14 protein-coding genes are annotated in these 16,660 nt (G+C 45.2%); 12 read left to right on the top strand and 2 right to left on the bottom strand.

Annotated features, from left to right (window positions below; translation table 11 throughout):
- Positions 1–177: 177 nt before the first annotated feature.
- From D829_RS0112570 to coaD, 11 genes are all read left to right on the top strand, one after another.
- Positions 178–1,725, top strand: coding sequence for a response regulator transcription factor (locus D829_RS0112570; RefSeq protein WP_017689251.1), 1,548 nt, complete (start codon positions 178–180; stop codon positions 1,723–1,725).
- 18 nt (positions 1,726–1,743) lie between these two features.
- Entirely contained in the window at positions 1,744–3,513 is a 1,770-nt protein-coding gene (locus tag D829_RS0112565) for a sensor histidine kinase (RefSeq protein ID WP_017689250.1), read from the top strand.
- 332 nt (positions 3,514–3,845) lie between these two features.
- Positions 3,846–5,138 carry an extracellular solute-binding protein gene (locus D829_RS0112555; RefSeq protein ID WP_026081146.1) on the top strand — a complete coding sequence of 431 codons (1,293 nt, stop codon included), beginning with the start codon at positions 3,846–3,848 and terminating at the stop codon, positions 5,136–5,138.
- A 132-nt stretch (positions 5,139–5,270) separates the two neighbouring features.
- A complete protein-coding gene (locus D829_RS0112550) occupies positions 5,271–6,170 on the top strand; it encodes a sugar ABC transporter permease (RefSeq protein ID WP_017689247.1) in 900 nt (299 codons plus the stop codon).
- A complete protein-coding gene (locus tag D829_RS0112545; protein WP_017689246.1) occupies positions 6,163–6,993 on the top strand; it encodes a carbohydrate ABC transporter permease in 831 nt (276 codons plus the stop codon). Before D829_RS0112550 ends, D829_RS0112545 begins: the two co-directional genes overlap by 8 nt.
- A 157-nt stretch (positions 6,994–7,150) precedes the next feature.
- Positions 7,151–10,201: a glycoside hydrolase family 2 TIM barrel-domain containing protein gene (locus D829_RS0112540; RefSeq protein WP_017689245.1), complete on the top strand. Its 3,051-nt coding sequence runs from the start codon at positions 7,151–7,153 to the stop codon at positions 10,199–10,201.
- Positions 10,202–10,372: 171 nt separating this feature from the next.
- Positions 10,373–10,678, top strand: coding sequence for a hypothetical protein (locus tag D829_RS0112535; protein ID WP_017689244.1), 306 nt, complete (start codon positions 10,373–10,375; stop codon positions 10,676–10,678).
- A 108-nt stretch (positions 10,679–10,786) separates the two neighbouring features.
- Positions 10,787–11,071, top strand: a complete 285-nt coding sequence (locus D829_RS0112530) for a hypothetical protein (RefSeq protein ID WP_017689243.1) — start codon at positions 10,787–10,789, stop codon at positions 11,069–11,071.
- Positions 11,072–11,113: 42 nt separating this feature from the next.
- On the top strand, positions 11,114–11,548 hold the full coding sequence (locus D829_RS0112525; protein ID WP_017689242.1) for a hypothetical protein: 435 nt from the start codon (positions 11,114–11,116) through the stop codon (positions 11,546–11,548).
- A 302-nt stretch (positions 11,549–11,850) separates the two neighbouring features.
- Positions 11,851–12,459 carry a 16S rRNA (guanine(966)-N(2))-methyltransferase RsmD gene (gene rsmD, locus D829_RS0112520; protein ID WP_017689241.1) on the top strand — a complete coding sequence of 203 codons (609 nt, stop codon included), beginning with the start codon at positions 11,851–11,853 and terminating at the stop codon, positions 12,457–12,459.
- Between the two features lies 1 nt (position 12,460).
- Complete coding sequence (gene coaD / locus D829_RS0112515) at positions 12,461–12,967, top strand: pantetheine-phosphate adenylyltransferase (RefSeq protein WP_085981453.1); 507 nt, start codon at positions 12,461–12,463, stop codon at positions 12,965–12,967.
- On the opposite strand, the gene D829_RS0112510 is transcribed toward coaD, so the two are convergent.
- On the bottom strand, positions 12,945–14,282 hold the full coding sequence (locus tag D829_RS0112510; RefSeq protein WP_017689239.1) for a nucleoside recognition domain-containing protein: 1,338 nt from the start codon (positions 14,280–14,282) through the stop codon (positions 12,945–12,947). The genes coaD and D829_RS0112510 overlap by 23 nt on opposite strands.
- A gap of 251 nt (positions 14,283–14,533) precedes the next feature.
- On the opposite strand from D829_RS0112510, the gene D829_RS0112505 reads away from it, so the two are divergent.
- Entirely contained in the window at positions 14,534–15,574 is a 1,041-nt protein-coding gene (locus tag D829_RS0112505; protein ID WP_017689238.1) for a SepM family pheromone-processing serine protease, read from the top strand.
- A gap of 337 nt (positions 15,575–15,911) precedes the next feature.
- On the opposite strand, the gene D829_RS30935 is transcribed toward D829_RS0112505, so the two are convergent.
- Complete coding sequence (locus D829_RS30935) at positions 15,912–16,655, bottom strand: nucleotidyltransferase family protein (protein ID WP_277422759.1); 744 nt, start codon at positions 16,653–16,655, stop codon at positions 15,912–15,914.
- Between the last annotated feature and the right edge of the window lie 5 nt (positions 16,656–16,660).

Raw genomic sequence — 16,660 nt, 5'->3', positions numbered from 1 at the left:
AGTGTAAACTATAGATAGTTACCATTGCTTAAAGGATCGTTTTAGGATATAAAAAGATGTACAATCAATTTAAAATTAATGTAACCGCTAACACTGGAAAGTGTTTATAACCGATATATAATAGTTGGTATAGCCTGTACAGATATAGAGGAAAGATTAGACAAGGGGGTCGCGATCATGAACCGGTTGTGCAAGGTGCTGATTGTTGACGATGAGTTTCTGGTAAGACAGGGCATAAAGCACCATATGAACTGGGAAGCAGAAGGGTTTATCATAGTGGGTGAAGCTTCCAACGGTGAAGAAGGATTACAGCAGGTGAACTTGTTAAAACCGGATATTGTGATCACCGACATTGTCATGCCTGTCATGGATGGGGAAACGTTTGTCCGTACACTAAAAGCCAGTAATCCGCAGATTGAAGTTATTGTACTTAGCAGCTTCAGTGAATTCGAGTATGTACGTTCTACGCTTCAGCACGGGGCAGCCGATTATATACTGAAACCAAAGCTGGATACGAATGAATTATTGCAGGTTCTTCAACGCACAGCGGGTAAAATTCCGGAGCTACAGTTCGAGCCGTCGCACGATGGTTGGAGACTTGGGCAACTGATGGAAAAGATGCTGTCCGGATTTACACTGGATGAAGATAGCGAAATGCCGATGATTCGAGATACCTTTCCGTATGAATCTTTTCGCTTGCTGGTGTATAAACCCATGGGTGTTGGAGGGAATCCACTGAAGATGGATCAGGAACAGATTGAATCCAAGCTCCGCAGTGATCTGCCTGAAGTAGAATGTGCAATGGTTCCCGCAGAGGGTACATTACCTGTGATGCTTCTTAATGTCGATCCTGCGAGAGATGAATGGATGCTTGAACGGATCAGACAGTTGGCCAGTGAAAATGCAGCAGGAGAAGACAGTCCTGGTTGGGTGCTTAGTGAAAGCTTTACTTCATTTGAACAGATGGGTGTTGTTTACCGGGAACGCCTGATTAAGCTGATTGAATATCGCTTCTATTATAAGAATCGACCAATCCTGGTGTATGGTGAACTGCCTCCAATGCATCCCGCAGGTTACCAGTTTAATGTGAATATGTTTTTGCAGCATGTGAAGCGTAACCGGGTCGAAGCGGCAAGGGAGTATTTACAGGATCATGCAAAAACACTTGGACGGGATTATATTGCCGATGTGTTTGAGATCAAATCATTTCTCGGTAACTTGATCTTCAACGTGACCATTACCCTCGCAGATATGGATGTTCAGTCTGCCGGGCTGGAAGAGAGCAAATATACGTATTTTAAAAATGTGGACGGGGCTTCGAGTCTGGACGAAGTCATGACTGTGCTTGATCAATTCATGACGGAAGTTCAGGAGTGCACCGTTGGTGCGGGTGGAAAACGAAGTGATCCCAACATGAAGATGTTGCTGGATTACATGCATGAGCACTTTGATCAGCCGCTCGGGCTTGCTGAAGTAGCCAAGCACTTTCATTTTAATCCATCGTATTTATCCAGTTATTTCTCATCTCACAAAAAAGAAGGATTTAATGAATACTTAAATAAAATTCGGATTGAAAAAGCCGAGGAACTGCTCCGATCCGATGATGTAACGATCTCTGAGATTAGCAGTATGGTAGGCTATTCCGATCATAGTTACTTTTGCAAAGTATTCAAAAAATTCACCGGATTATCACCAAGCCGATACCGGCGCAAATTCTGGGCATAAAGTCAGAAGGATAAGATCATGAAGAAATGGATGAACCAATTATCTCGTCTCGGATTGTTTCCCAAGTTGTTTCTGGTTATGGTGGTCAGTATTGTCCTCGTTTCTGTACTCATCTTATGGACGACCATTCACATGTCAACCAATCTGTTTACTGAGACGTTCAGTATCACAAACTCCAAGGTGCTTAATCAGATTAAGACAAATTTTGAATCCTTTAATGAATCGATCGCTGCGGTTACCAATAATGTAGCTCAAAGTGGTGCCATTCGGGGATTTCTGTCTGAGGGGGATGCAGACTCAGTCTCAACGGCCAAATCTTTCTACAATATGCGTGAAACAATGAATCGGGTTCAAACCATTATTGAGTCTTATGAAGTAGGTATTACCATTGTGGGAGTAAACGGACGAAGTTTTTCCACCAATCCGGCTTACATTAAGAAGACAGGGGACGAATTGAAGCAGGAGCCCATTACCAAAGCAGCAATCCAATCGCCGAGCAGGCTGATTTTTGACTATTACCGCAGTAATACCAGCGAAGGCGAACTGCAGATGATTTCTGCAACAAAGGCATTGACGGATCGAACAAGAGGTCACATATACGGGACACTCTATGTCACCATGAGAGAAGTGGAGTTCCAACAGTTCTATTCCAGTTTCACGAGTCGAGGTAATGATGTTGTTATTATGAATGAAAAGGGCGAAATCATATCTTCAAACCGTCTGGACTGGATCGGTACAATTCAGCCGGAGCTGCTCACATATGCTAAGGATTTGAGTGTGGACGTTTCGAAAAGTATTAATGCCCGTGTCATGGGGCAGGATAGCATTATTCTATCCGAGTATTTGCCCTTTTATCGGTTTTACCTGATTAATGTAGTGGATAAAGATATGGCGATGGGACAGCTCATTGACATGAAGACGGTTGCGCTGATCTGTACAGCGATTGTTATCGGTGCGCTTGTTCTGGTGTTTCTGATTACCAGCCAAATCACCAAATCACTGCGAAGACTGGTGAAGCAGATGTCTAATATTACGAAAAGTGATCTGGATAACTATATACCGGTTAGTGGCAGTTACGAGAGTCGGCAACTGGGCCATGCGTACAACTATATGCTTGATGAACTGCATGATTATGTGGATCAATTAGTACAGACGCAGCATGAACAACGTAACGCAGAGCTTGCGGCATTACAGAGTCAGATTAATCCTCATTTCTTGTACAATACACTTGCATCTGTCAAAGTTCTGGTGCAACAAGGCAACAAGGACAGGGCAGCGGAGACCATTAATGCATTAATTGGATTGCTGCAAAATACGATCAGTGATGTGAGTCAGACGGTGACAGTGGAGCAAGAAGTCGAGAATTTGAAAAATTATGTCTTCATTAATCACGTCAGATATGGTGGCCGGATTAAAGCAGCTTTTTACGTCGCTCCGGATTGCACACACTATCATGTACCCAAACTGGTGATCCAGCCGTTTATCGAAAATGCATTTTTCCATGGATTTATCAAGAAAGAGACGGGTACGATTCATGTCATGGTTTCCAGAGCGGGAGAATCACTCATCTGTGAGATTATGGACAATGGTGATGGAATTGAAGGGCTTGTCATGGGAGAAACGTTGCCCAATCCGAAGAATAATCGTCAACTATTCAGCGGCATCGGTATTCGCAACGTGCATGACCGTATTGAGTTATTATATGGTTCACCCTATGGTGTCACCATTATGAGTACCGTCGGGGAAGGAACAAGAGTCACCGTTACACTGCCTTTAATCACGAGTTGAATGGTAGCCTATTACAATCAAAATTTGAGATCCCTCGTAGCTGTATTTCTACAGAAACGGGGGATTTTTATGTATCAGAGTTGCAGTAAACACACATATTTTTACGATTTCAAGATCAAGATAATACAAAATCAAAAGAAATTACAAAAAACCAAATTTAATGCAAACGGTTTCTGTAAAGGGTTTCATTGTGGCAATAAGATGACAAATCCGCACAAAATTATTACTAACGAAACGCGATTTGGGAATGATAAGATGTATACATCGAAAGCAACCGCTTTCAGAAAACGTAAACAAACACACACAAAGAGGTCGAAGGGGAGTTGAATGTTTTGAAAAAAATGTGGGTATTGATGCTCGTTACAGTACTGCTGTTGTCCGCATGTTCATCCGGTGGTGGAGGTAATTCTGCCAGTGGTGGAGATGAAAAAACAAACGAAATTACGATTTGGGCTTGGGACAAAGCATTTAACGTCGCTGCTCTTGAACAAGCAAAAGAGATTTATCAAAAAGAAAATCCTGATTTGAAGATCAACATCATTGAAAATGCTCAAGATGCGATTATCCAGAAGCTGAACACAGGGTTGAACTCTGGAACAACCAGCGGTCTTCCAAACATTGTTTTGATTGAGGACTATCGTGCACAAAGTTTCCTGAGTGCGTATCCGGATGCGTTCAAAGATTTGTCTTCTACGATTAAAGCTTCCGATTTTGCAGATTACAAAATTGGACCAACATCCTATGAGGGCAAACAATATGGAGTTCCATTTGACTCCGGCGTAGCAGGTTTGTACTACAGAACGGACTTGCTGGAGCAAGCGGGCTACAAGGCTGCTGACCTGCAAGACATCACTTGGGATGATTACATCCAAATCGGTAAAGACGTAAAAGAAAAAACAGGTAAAGAGCTGCTGTCTCTTGACCCGAATGATCTTGGAATCATTCGTATGATGATCCAAACAGCAGGCAAATGGTACACTGCAGAAGATGGCAAGACACCTGACATTAGCACTAACCCTGCATTGAAAGAAGCTTTTGAAACGTACAAAAAAATGATGGATGCCAACATTGTTAAATTGCACTCTGACTGGAGTCAATTCGTTGCCAACGCCAATAATGGTAGCGTAGCAACAATTCCTACAGGTAACTGGTTCTCACCATCTGTACGTCAAGAAGCTTCCCAATCCGGTAAATGGGCTGTAGCTCCAATGCCGAAAATGGCTGGTCAATCTAACTCTGTACATGCATCCAACTTGGGTGGTAGCTCCTGGTATGTTATGAACAATGTTCCTGGTGCAGATCAAGCTGCTGACTTCATGGCAAAAACATTTGGTTCTGACAAACAATTGTACCAAGATTTGTTGACAAATATTGGTGCGATCGGTACGTACAAACCGGCTACAGATGGGGATGCGTACAACAAGGCAGATGAGTTCTTCAGCGGTCAAAAAATCTTCAGTGATTTCGCAAATTGGACCAAAGAAATTCCAAATGTAAACTATGGTAGCAACACCTATGCAATTGAAGACATTCTGGTTGTAGAAATGCAAGCGTACCTGAATGGTAAATCAATTGATGAAGTTCTGGCTGAAGCACAAAAACAAGCTGAAGCACAATTAAACTAGGACACCCAAGGTAACTTATAGAACCCTAGGAAACATCGGAGCCGTCTCCCTTGTCTGGCGCAAGTCGAACCGGACAAGGCGAGAGGCTCTGTGGGTTCTATCCATGTTCCGTGGAGAGAGAGGAGCCATACTGTGAAAGCCATAAATACAGGAGACAGTCTCCAAAAGAAAAATAATTTGACTGGATGGGCTTTTGTTTTGCTGGCTGTTATCGGAATTGTAGCATTTTACTTCTATCCGATGATCCAAGCGCTGCTCTTATCATTCAAGTCTGGCAAAGGTGCCAATCTTGAATTTTCGGGCCTTGCGAACTACAAAAGATTGTTAGTTGACACAACGTTCCGTACAGCATTATCGAACACATTCATCTACTTGATCATTCAAGTACCTGTAATGATTATTCTCGGTTTGTTTATTTCCGTATTGCTGAATGACAGCACACTGCGCTTCCGTAGTTTCTTCCGTACAGCGATTTTCTTACCATGTGTAACTTCATTGGTAGCCTATTCTGTTGTGTTCAAATATTTGTTTGCACCGGATGGAATGGTAAATCAGTTCTTGATGGGCTTGCACATTATTGGCGATCCAATCCAATGGATCACTGACCCGTTCTGGGCTAAAATTACGATCATAATCGCCGTTACTTGGCGTTGGACCGGATATAACATGATTTTCTATCTGTCATCTCTGCAAAACATCGATCAATCGATCTATGAAGCTGCAAGAATCGACGGAGCGAATGCTTTTACACAATTCTTCAAAATCACAGTACCTTTGCTTAAACCGATTATCCTCTTCACGTCCATCACATCAACGATTGGTACATTGCAAATCTTCGATGAGATTATGAATATTACCAAAGGTGGTCCAGGTAACTCGACCATGTCGATTTCACAGTATATCTACAACCTTTCGTTCAAATATTCACCGGACTTTGGTTATGCAGCAACGGTTTCGTATTCCATCGTAATTTTGATCATTGTATTGTCCATTATCCAGTTTAAAGTGGCAGGTGATAATAAAAATGGCTAAATTTAAAGCAAAACGGATTTTCACTTATGTGTTCCTGTCCATCGTCGCTTTTGTATCCATTTTCCCATTCTTCTGGATGCTGGTCAGTTCAACGAATGCATCTGTCGATGTAACCAAAGGCAGATTGTTACCGGGTTCAGCTTTAATTGATAACTTTAACAAACTGATTGATTCCACAAATCTGGTACAGGCTCTCGGGAACTCGGCTATTATCTCTGTTATCTCCACGTTGCTGGCTTTGTTTATTGGCTCCTTGGCAGGTTATGGCTTCGAGGTATATCGCACGAAGTCCCGTGATATCGTGTTTAATATCCTGTTGTTATCCATGATGATTCCGTTCGCAGCGATTATGGTACCCCTGTACCGTATGTTTGCAACGATCTCAAGTGTGACACCGGTTATCGGAATCAACACGATGGCAGCAGTTATCCTGCCAACCATTGCAACAGCGTTCCTGATCTTTTTCTTCCGTCAGAACACCAAAATGTTCCCGAAAGACTTGCTGGAAGCTGGACGTATTGATGGTTTGAGTGAAATCGGCATCTTCCTGAAGATCTATATGCCAACAATGAAAACAACATATGCAGCGGCAGCAATCATTACATTTATGAGTAGCTGGAACAACTATCTATGGCCACTCATTGTATTGCAAACGCCTGACCAACAAACGATTCCGCTATTGATCTCAAATCTTGGTGCTGGTTATGCTCCGGATTATGGAGTGATCATGACAGCAATCGTTATTGCAACACTGCCTACAGCAATCGTATTCTTCATCATGCAGAAACATTTTGTTGCAGGTATGGTAGGTTCCGTGAAGTAATGAAAACAGCATATCCGTGCAAATGACGGGTGCAGGAAAGAAGAGAGGGCGCTGTTACGGCGTACCTCTGTCTTTTTTGTTTATGTAAAGCAAAAAGGAAATCCAGAGTAAACCTTGAATAAGTCAAACTATAACGTTTTAAAGGGAGAGAGAGCCGATGAAAGCAACAAAGGCAGATATCAACTGGTTGGGGGACGTAAGTGTATTTGAGGTGAACCGTCTTCATGCCTATTCCGATCACCGTTATTACCAAACAATGGACGAGGCTGTAGGTTCAGGCGCGATGTCCATGCGTTATGATCTGAATGGTACGTGGAAATTCAACTATGCAATTCGTCCAGACAGCCGTTCTGAGTTTTTCTATACATCTGATTTTTCCAGTGAAGGCTGGGATGATATTGAAGTTCCGGGGCATATCCAACTTCAAGGATACGGACAGATTCAATATGTAAATACACAATATCCTTGGGATGGCTTGAACGACATTCGTCCACCAGCATTACCACAGGATAAAAATCCGGTTGGAAGTTACATTCGCACATTCCACCTGCCGACAGGTTGGGAGTCGAATCCGGTATATATTTCTTTCCAAGGTGTAGAGTCTGCATTTTATGTATGGCTTAACGGACAATTCGTAGGATACGGGGAAGACAGCTTCACGCCATCTGATTTTGACCTGACGCCATTCCTTCAGGATGGAGAGAACAAACTCGCAGTTGAGGTGTATCAACGCAGCACAGGCAGCTGGCTTGAAGATCAGGATTTCTGGCGTTTCTCCGGTATTTTCAGAGATGTGTATCTGTATACGGTCCCAACTGCACACGTACGTGATGTTCATGTTCGCACAGATCTGGACAAGTCTTACACCAACGGTACGTTGCAACTAGATTTGAAACTGGAAGGAAAAGCTGTTGCAGGAGCACGTGTAGAGGCTGAACTTCGTGATCGTGAAGGCAATACGGTTAAAACTTTTGAATCCAAAGTTAATGATGGAGAAGTAAGTCTTCGTGAAGATATCGGTACAGTGAACCTGTGGAGCGCAGAGATTCCATACTTGTACCGTCTCTATATTCGTGTATATGATGCTGCGGGTGCACTGGTTGAGGTTGTTCCTCAAGCCGTTGGTTTCCGTACATTTGAAATGATTGATAAAGTGATGCACATCAACGGTAAACGTATCGTATTCAAAGGTGTGAATCGTCATGAGTTCAACCCGCGTCGTGGACGTGCGGTTACGAAGGAAGATATGCTGTGGGATGTTCGTACGATTAAACAGAACAACATGAATGCCGTACGTACGTCACACTATCCAAACCAAAGTCTTTGGTATGAGTTGTGTGATGAATACGGACTTTATGTTATTGACGAGATGAACCTGGAGACACACGGATCTTGGCAGAAACTTGGTGCTGTTGAACCTTCTTGGGTTATTCCAGGTGACAAACCGGAATGGCATGATATCGTTATGGACCGCGCTGTGTCCATGGTGGAGCGTGACAAAAACCATCCGTCCATTCTGATCTGGTCTTGTGGTAATGAATCACATGGTGGTGAAGTGATTTATAAAGTATCCCAGTACTTCAAATCAGCTGATCCAACACGTCTGGTACATTACGAAGGTGTATTCCATGATCGCCGTTTCGATGAAACAAGTGATATGGAGACTCGCATGTATGCCAAACCGGCGGACATTGAGGAATTCCTGAATGCAAACCCGACCAAGCCGTATATCAGCTGTGAGTACATGCATGCCATGGGTAACTCTATTGGCGGTATGCACAAATATACGGAGTTGGAAGACAAATATCCGATGTATCAAGGTGGATTCATCTGGGATTACATCGACCAATCCATTTATAAAAAAGATCGTTACGGCAAAGAGTTCCTCGCTTATGGCGGAGATTTTGGTGATCGTCCATCAGACTATTCGTTCTGTGGCAACGGTATTGTCCATGCTGACCGTAAAGTAACTGCGAAAATGCAGGAGGTTAAATTCCTTTACCAGAACATCAAGCTGTTCCCGGATCGTGAAGGTGTCAAAATCGTGAACGGTAATCTGTTCGCAGATACATCTGCGCTGGAACTGGTATACAGCCTGGAGCGCGAGGGACATGAAGTGCTGCGTGGAACATTGGAAGTGGTGAACGTGGATGCACAAAGCGAGACGGTAGTGAAACTTCCGCTGGGTGCAGAAGCTCTGGCGGGCGGCGAGTACGCTGTGAACACTGCATTTGTGTTAAAAGAAGCTACACTGTGGGCTGACAAAGGCGAAGAAGTGGCATTTGGACAGTTTATTTTCACACAGGATCATGTAAATGATGCAGTTGAAGTCGACTTGAACCTTGTAAGTGATGTACAAGTTATCGAAGGTGACGTTAACATTGGTGTTCGTGCTGGCAAGACACATGCGCTGTTCTCCAAACAGTTTGGGACACTGGTTTCCCTGAAATTGTCCGGTCGTGAGACTATTGCTGTACCACCTGCACCGCTCTTCTGGCGTGCAATGACGGATAATGACAAAGGTATGGCGATGGGCTTCGAACTTGGCGCCTGGTATGCAGCGAGCCTGATGCCACGTTCTGTAGAGTGGAAAGCGGAACAGAAACCGGATCAATACCGGATCGAGTTCACGTACAAGCTCAACATTTCGGAGGATGTACAAGTGAAAGTGGTATATACCGTTCATGCAGATGGAAGCGTGCGTGTGCATAATGCGTACAAAGGTACAGCTGGATTGCCGAACCTGCCAATCCATGCATTGTCCTTCAGAACATCACCTGACTTCGAAAACGTGGAATGGCTCGCGATGGGACCAGAAGAAAACTATGCAGACCGCGCATTTGGCGCACGTCTGGGCATCCATGGCAGCAAGGTAGCTGATACTGTAGCTCCATATCTGGTACCACAGGAATCAGGCAACCGTACGGGCGTACGTTGGGCCAAATTGACAGACAACGCGGGACGTGGCTTCAAAATTGAAGCATCCGGAACCCCGGTTGAGCTGAATGTATCACCATATACAGCATTTGAGCTGGAGAACGCACAGCATGCGTACGAATTACCTCCCGTGCACTATACGGTCGTGACTGTAGCAGGTAAACAAATGGGTGTTGGCGGTGATGATAGCTGGGGTGCTCCAGTTCATCCGGAATACCTGATCCCTTCGGACGGCGAACTGACATTTGAATTTGTCATTCGTGCACTGTAAGTAAAAGGATCGTACAGAATAAAGAATGTATTCTATAAAGAACAGAGGTCTTCGCTCATCGGAGGCCTCTGTTTTGTTATGTCAACGAACAGCTTGAGAGGCTTTGTATGAAACCGTTCTCTCTCCAACCTCGTAATGTACGAGACAGGAAACATAAGAGGGGGGTTCAAGATGAGTAAAAAAGCAAAGACAGGTATATGGGTGACGGTGTTGGTCTTCTTGGGTATCATAGTTGGATGTTTCATATGGTATTTCAATACCGCTTCAGGTGAACGTGCACTCAAAACGATGAGGTCCAATAACTCGGGTGGCCTGGAGAGGGTTGTTAAAGTGTACAGCAATAATGGTGAATTGATTCAGACCTATGATGGCAAAATTGACGTGGAAGATACGGAATACGGCAATAAAGTATTATTTGATCTCAATGGGAAACGTGTCGTGATCTATAATGCAACGATTGTTGTTGAAGAGAAGTAAAGCGTAGATTGCCAGTCTTGAAGGGAATCTGGTTAGGAATTTGGAATGACGCCCTAGTGCTTATATGGTAAAATTAAGGAAATGATATAAGGATCGGGTGAGATTTTTATGATGGATATGTACCTCATAATCATTGTTGCTATCTTGGGAATGACCCTGTTCTACAGCTTGATCGCTTATTTCTTGATTCGTTTCATTTCGAGAAAAGCATTCAAGCTGACGTTAACCAAATATGAAATGATGGAGATTATGACTTGGCTCGCCGTGCTGTTTATTACCTTCATGATGATTAAGAATGGTTCAATAAATCTTCTCTTACCGGTTGTTGTACTTATCATTCCATTGATCAATTTGCGACTTTCCAATCGGAAACATAGAGAGCCGAACTCGTAAGGTCTTGTTAAGTTGGGAAAATAAACAAGGAGGAGTTTAGTGATGATTCTGGGCCGATCAACTGACACTTCAGGTGTAAGGCAGGTTGCCAATCTTTCGGATGAGTTGCAGTCTGTTTTTGAACAAGCAGAAAGCAAATATCAAATAGTTGATATTGAACTCTTCTTTGTTTTCAGGTGTCTTCCTGAAGAATATGAGAGGAAGTCGACGGTCAGACATGTAAAGAAGGAGAATGTCATCTATTTTGATCTGGTGGTCAGTGAGGATCGGTATAAGGCATTAAGCAAAAGCAAACAACGGTATGTCTTAAGCCATGAGTTTTATGCTTTTTTGAATGAAAAGATCCAGAAATACAAGATTGAACATCTAAACGTGAATGAATTTATCGCAGATATGGGCATGTGGCTAAGGGAGATTGGATGGTTGCAGACCGAAGAGCAAGCCGAAATAAGTGAATTTGAAGAAAAATATAACTAACTAATTAAATGAAAACTTAGACAACAAAAAGAAGCCCTCTTTCGAGAGCTTCTTTTTCATGGGAGAGGAGAAACCGGACGAAGAGCTTATGGGGAAACGTAAGTCTTCTCCGCGGTTGTCTACGACACTTGTGATGTCGATAATTATAGAATCGCCCGATTGTTTCCACTTTATACATATGCGTCAACAATTCGTCAACAATTTTCCAAGGGAAATGAAGACCGCACATTTTTCAAACTGAACCCGAATGTGGTACGATAGTCGTATCAATAAACTTACATAGAGAAAAGGTGACTCGTCAAGTGAGAGTAGTATCTGGGAGTGCAAAAGGCAGGCCGCTGAAGGCTGTTCCTGGCACGGGTACGCGGCCGACCACCGACAAGGTGAAGGAAGCGTTATTTAGCATGGTTGGTCCTTATTTTGAGGGCGGCACAGCATTGGATCTGTTTGCAGGCAGTGGAGGTCTCGGTATTGAGGCGCTGAGCCGCGGCATGGACAAGGCTGTTTTTGTTGATTTGGAATCGAAAAGTATTGAAGTTATCCGCATGAATCTGAAGGCAACCAAGCTGGAAGACCAGGCGGCTGTATATCGTAATGATGCAGGTCGTGCGTTGAAGGCACTCGCCAAGCGAGGCACAACGTTTGATCTGGTGTTTCTTGACCCGCCATATCGCATAAAGAACGGGCACGAGTTGATGTTGACCATGCACGAACTGGAACTTTTGGAACCTGAAGCAACCATCGTGCTTGAATATGAATCCAAACATAATTACCCTGAGCAATTCGGCCCGTTTGAACAAACGCGCAAGGCTTTGTATGGGGAGACGGCAGTATCCATCTATTATTATGCGCCTGAAGCAGTTGAAGATGGAGAATCCATTACACCGGAAGAGGAGGCTCCTCATGACTGAAATGATACACCGACAGGAACGGATCGCCGTATATCCTGGAAGTTTTGATCCCGTAACGATGGGACATCTGGATATTATCGCCAGAGCGTCGAAGCAATTTGATCGCGTCATTGTGGCTGTGTTGAACAATATGAGCAAAAATCCGCTGTTTACGGTGGAGGAACGCAAGGAATTGATTACGGAAGTAACCCGCCATCTACCAAATGTGGAGGTGGATAGTTTCCGCGATCTGACAGCCAATTATGTCCGGCAAAAGGAAGCTCAGGTCATCGTTCGTGGTATACGCTCGGTAACTGATTTTGAATACGAGTTGCAATTGGCATCGACCAACAGCAAGTTGAATCCGGATGCGGAAACGATATTTATGATGACGAATCCGAAGTATTCCTATTTAAGTTCCAGCATCGTCAAAGAAATCGCTCATTATCATGGAGATGTTACAGATCTTGTATCACCTGAAGTGGAAGCTGCGCTCCGTCAGAAAATCAGCGAGAAAACCGGCGGTTAAACCAGAAGGTAAGACCCGATAGACTAACCATGACTGCAAGAAGTAACCCAAGACCCATGCATGCAGCAGGGAAGACGCTCCAAATGGTGTTGATCGGGTATGTGTTACCTGGACTATGTATGAATAGCCAACCGAATGGTGTCGAGAGGTCTTGCTCTGCATTCGTCTGTGATGTGGTCCAGGCTTCTGTGCTATAACGGCTGAACGGCATCCATAGGAACAGACTGATGAAAAAGGCGATTAATCCATGAGTCAGACGAACTCCGGCAAAGTACAACATCGATTTGCTGCTTGGACTAGTTGTTTTCAGGACAGCAGAAACTTGCAGATGGGAGCATAAACCACCCCATCCAAGGACGGCTGCAAGTAGAGACATGAGTAGCGCGGGTGTAAGTGAAGTCTGGCTCAAATGATAGGTGCCCAGGTGAAGCTCAAAGAAGGCTGGCCACAGTGCAGCAGAGGACCCGGGAGTCAGATAAAGGGAGACCAACCGGATAAACACGGCAAAACCGATCATGTATCCTCCAGTCATCATCAAGGTCTGTACAGCTTGGGATACGGTGTCACCTAACAGTTTGCCAAATCCTCTTCCATCACGACTATGGGCTTCTCTGGCTGCAATCATCATATCAGACCATACACTGCGTCGTTTGAACGTTGCGTGGTGGGGTGCAGATGAGCGACTTGTGGAACTTGCAGGACTTGCAGGCTGAGAATCAAGAGAGCTCTTATCTGCTTGTACGGCTGTCGAGCCAACCCTGTCTTTCTGGTTACCCGGTGCAGGCAGGAGACGCGTGGCAAGAATGGCCGCAATCCAGCCGCTGATCCAGTGGACCAAGAGTAGAAAATATCCGGCCGCTGGCTGCTGAAGAAAAGCAGCACCAACGACCAGTATGATCATCATTGGATTGGCAAAATGAGATGCCGCCGCAAGGACAACCGCCTGCTTGGCGGTAATTTGTCTATCCTGAAATAAACGGGACACCGCATCTGCTCCTGCTGGGAATCCGCCGCACATGCCAACGGCAATCGCCAGACCTGCGTTGCCTGGGAGTCTGAACCAGCGTTGCATTAACGGTCCGAGCAAGGCGCCGATCGCGTGGGTGAAACCAAACGCAGTGAGCATTTGGGATAACATGAGGAACGGGAGCATGGCAGGGAAGATGATTTTCCACCATATATCCAGACCTTGAATAGAGGCATCAAACGCTTCTTTGGGGGAAGCAACTACCGCAATGACCAACATTAAAGCGCCAGTACTTAGGATTATCGTTCGTAACGGGCCAGAATCTCTAACCTCGCTCTGTAATGTCATCGTTTCACCTCATATCAGATAACGCCGATTCGGCATCTGAATCGTTATGGACGGCCGAATGACGCCCGAAGGGCGGTTCGGCCTTGACCGGACAGGCTATTGTATACAGTGGCCTATCCGGCCTGTACCATTGTATGCACAAGGACCAGAGTGTTAGACTTGAAAAAAATGATTAAACAAGATGGAATTACGATCGCTGATTAGTGTAGAGTTCAGCTTATATAGAGATACAAAGAACGGAGGCTCATGCGATGAATCGGATTCGGAAATCTGGCGGATTCAGAGCTTCGATCTTTGTGATCGTGGTGGCTCTGGTCGTCTATGTTGCCGTGTACATGCCAACGCCGTATATCATATATATGCCTGGCAGTGCAGATGAAGTAAAACCAATGGTAACCGTTAAGGGTGGAGACCAGGAAGAACGCGGTGTGTTCATGATGACAACCGTGTCGGCAACATATGCCAATGTGTTTTTGCTAGGAACCTCTCTGTTCAATAAAAATGCTCAAGTGGATAAAAAGGAAGACCGACTGCGTGGCAAAAGCGAAGCGGAATACTCTGCTGAACAGGTGTGGTTCATGAGTGACTCACAATCCTCCGCAATGGAGGCTGCATATGAGCAGGCTGGTGTGACTTACTCTATTGTACCTGAACATATCTTTGTATTTGGACTGTCCGAAGATCCAAAACCGGAAGGAGATATTGCTCCGGGAGATATCATTCTGGGAGTGAACGGAACAGCTACGCCGGATAATACGGTGCTTTCTGCCCAGTTAAAAGATAAAAAGGTCGGAGATGCGGTCGAAATGCAACTGGAACGTGGTGGAGAGACCATTAGCCGCGACGTGAAACTGATTCAGGTAAAAGACAATAAAACAGGTGAAACCCGCCCAGGACTCGGAGTAATGATTGGTACGGTTCAGAAGGTGAAAGCGGAAGAGCCGGACAAACAGATCTCCTTCACCGATACTCAGGTTGGTGGTCCGTCTGCTGGCTTGATGTTTACGTTGGAGATCTATAACCAGTTAACACCTGGAGATCTGACCAAGGGGCATCGAATTGCGGGTACAGGTACGATTACCAAGGAGGGTGTGGTGGGTGCCATTGGTGGTGTAGTGCACAAGATTGTAGCCGCTGATCGAAAAGAAGCGGAGATCTTCTTTGTACCTAAGGATAACTATAAGGAAGCAGCAGCCAAGGCTGAACAGATCGGCACCAAAATGAAACTCGTGCCTGTGAGCACGGTGGATGATGCGCTGGCTTATTTGAAAACCTTGTCCGTGAAATCATAGGATTTAAACGGGCGGGAAGAGATCGAGCCAACGTTGAACCGGATGGATAAAGAACGGATAAAATCGGAATAATTGATTACAGTGGAATGAAATGTGATCAAGAGATTTGAGAAGATCAACAGACTCACTAGACCCAAAGGGGTAGAGATACCCAAAAGATTTAAGAGAACAAGAGAAGTGAATAAGGAAATCCCCTTGTTGCGAGGTGCCTGAGCGGCGTGCAGCAAGGGGGTTTTTTTTAATTGTATAGTTGAGTAACGAATAGTGGATATCAATGATCTGTTTGATGATGGAATAAAAAGCTTCTTAGGAGATGAAGCTTATGGTCAAAAGTGGATTACAGTCTCACCGGAGACTCATAGTAATCACTGAACATCTTGCGTGTGTCTCTATGCTCGCATGCGAGCCCATAAGCAACCTGAGCTTGTATATCCAGTTCAAGTTGATTGTGTGTGAACGTCGACGGTTTCAGCACAACAGGAAGCGATGCAGTCTTCTTCATTTGTTTAAGCAGGCTCTGCCCTTGAATATTAAATCCGAGGACTCGGAGATATCCAGGTCCGGCAGCCAATTGCTCTGGTGAACACTCGGCTTTGGTGTGATTCAGGAGCAGGTGGGCGAGCATACGCTGGAGCTTTGTACGCGTGTAACGTTTGGTCTTCAGTGCATTCAGGAGTGCTTCGACTGAAGGCTCCGGGAGCTGAGCGAGTGTACGGATCAGCCGGTGTTCCAGGCCCTCCGTGACTTCGGCGATGCGTTCCAGCTCGGAGGCACGGCGGGTTGCCGCGAGGTGCAACAGCGGCTGTGCAAAGCGCTCCCAGTGTATGGGAGCGCGCCCCTCCTGCCATTCGCGATGCAGAATGGCAAGAGTTGCCGCCGGCACGTATGGCGCGGCGGCATTGGGTCCGTCCGCCATCAGCAGGCGGCGGACGGCTGTGGCACTGGCGATCGCCCCCGGCCCGGGCGTCGCCTCATGATACGCGGCACCGGTACGCGCCGCCGTAAAGGGCTGGATCGCGCTGCCAAGTCGTTGCAGCGCGATCAGGTAGTGCAGCCCAAGCGAATTGTTGGGCTGGTCCAGCAGTG

The sequence above is a fragment of the Paenibacillus sp. PAMC 26794 genome (assembly GCF_000316035.1).
In the GTDB taxonomy this organism is placed as follows: Bacteria; Bacillota; Bacilli; order Paenibacillales; family Paenibacillaceae; genus Paenibacillus.
This window is presented reverse-complemented; position numbering and strand designations above follow the sequence as displayed.

Excerpts from the sequence above, each read along its gene's own strand:
- D829_RS0112510 (WP_017689239.1), bottom strand. The coding sequence starts at position 14,282 with ATGACATTACAGAGCGAGGTTAGAGATTCTGGCCCGTTACGAACGATA.
- D829_RS0112535 (WP_017689244.1), top strand. The coding sequence starts at position 10,373 with ATGAGTAAAAAAGCAAAGACAGGTATATGGGTGACGGTGTTGGTCTTC.
- D829_RS0112565 (WP_017689250.1), top strand. The coding sequence starts at position 1,744 with ATGAAGAAATGGATGAACCAATTATCTCGTCTCGGATTGTTTCCCAAG.
- D829_RS0112525 (WP_017689242.1), top strand. The coding sequence starts at position 11,114 with ATGATTCTGGGCCGATCAACTGACACTTCAGGTGTAAGGCAGGTTGCC.
- D829_RS0112540 (WP_017689245.1), top strand. The coding sequence starts at position 7,151 with ATGAAAGCAACAAAGGCAGATATCAACTGGTTGGGGGACGTAAGTGTA.
- D829_RS0112545 (WP_017689246.1), top strand. The coding sequence starts at position 6,163 with ATGGCTAAATTTAAAGCAAAACGGATTTTCACTTATGTGTTCCTGTCC.
- D829_RS0112570 (WP_017689251.1), top strand. The coding sequence starts at position 178 with ATGAACCGGTTGTGCAAGGTGCTGATTGTTGACGATGAGTTTCTGGTA.
- D829_RS0112505 (WP_017689238.1), top strand. The coding sequence starts at position 14,534 with ATGAATCGGATTCGGAAATCTGGCGGATTCAGAGCTTCGATCTTTGTG.
- D829_RS0112530 (WP_017689243.1), top strand. The coding sequence starts at position 10,787 with ATGATGGATATGTACCTCATAATCATTGTTGCTATCTTGGGAATGACC.
- coaD (WP_085981453.1), top strand. The coding sequence starts at position 12,461 with ATGATACACCGACAGGAACGGATCGCCGTATATCCTGGAAGTTTTGAT.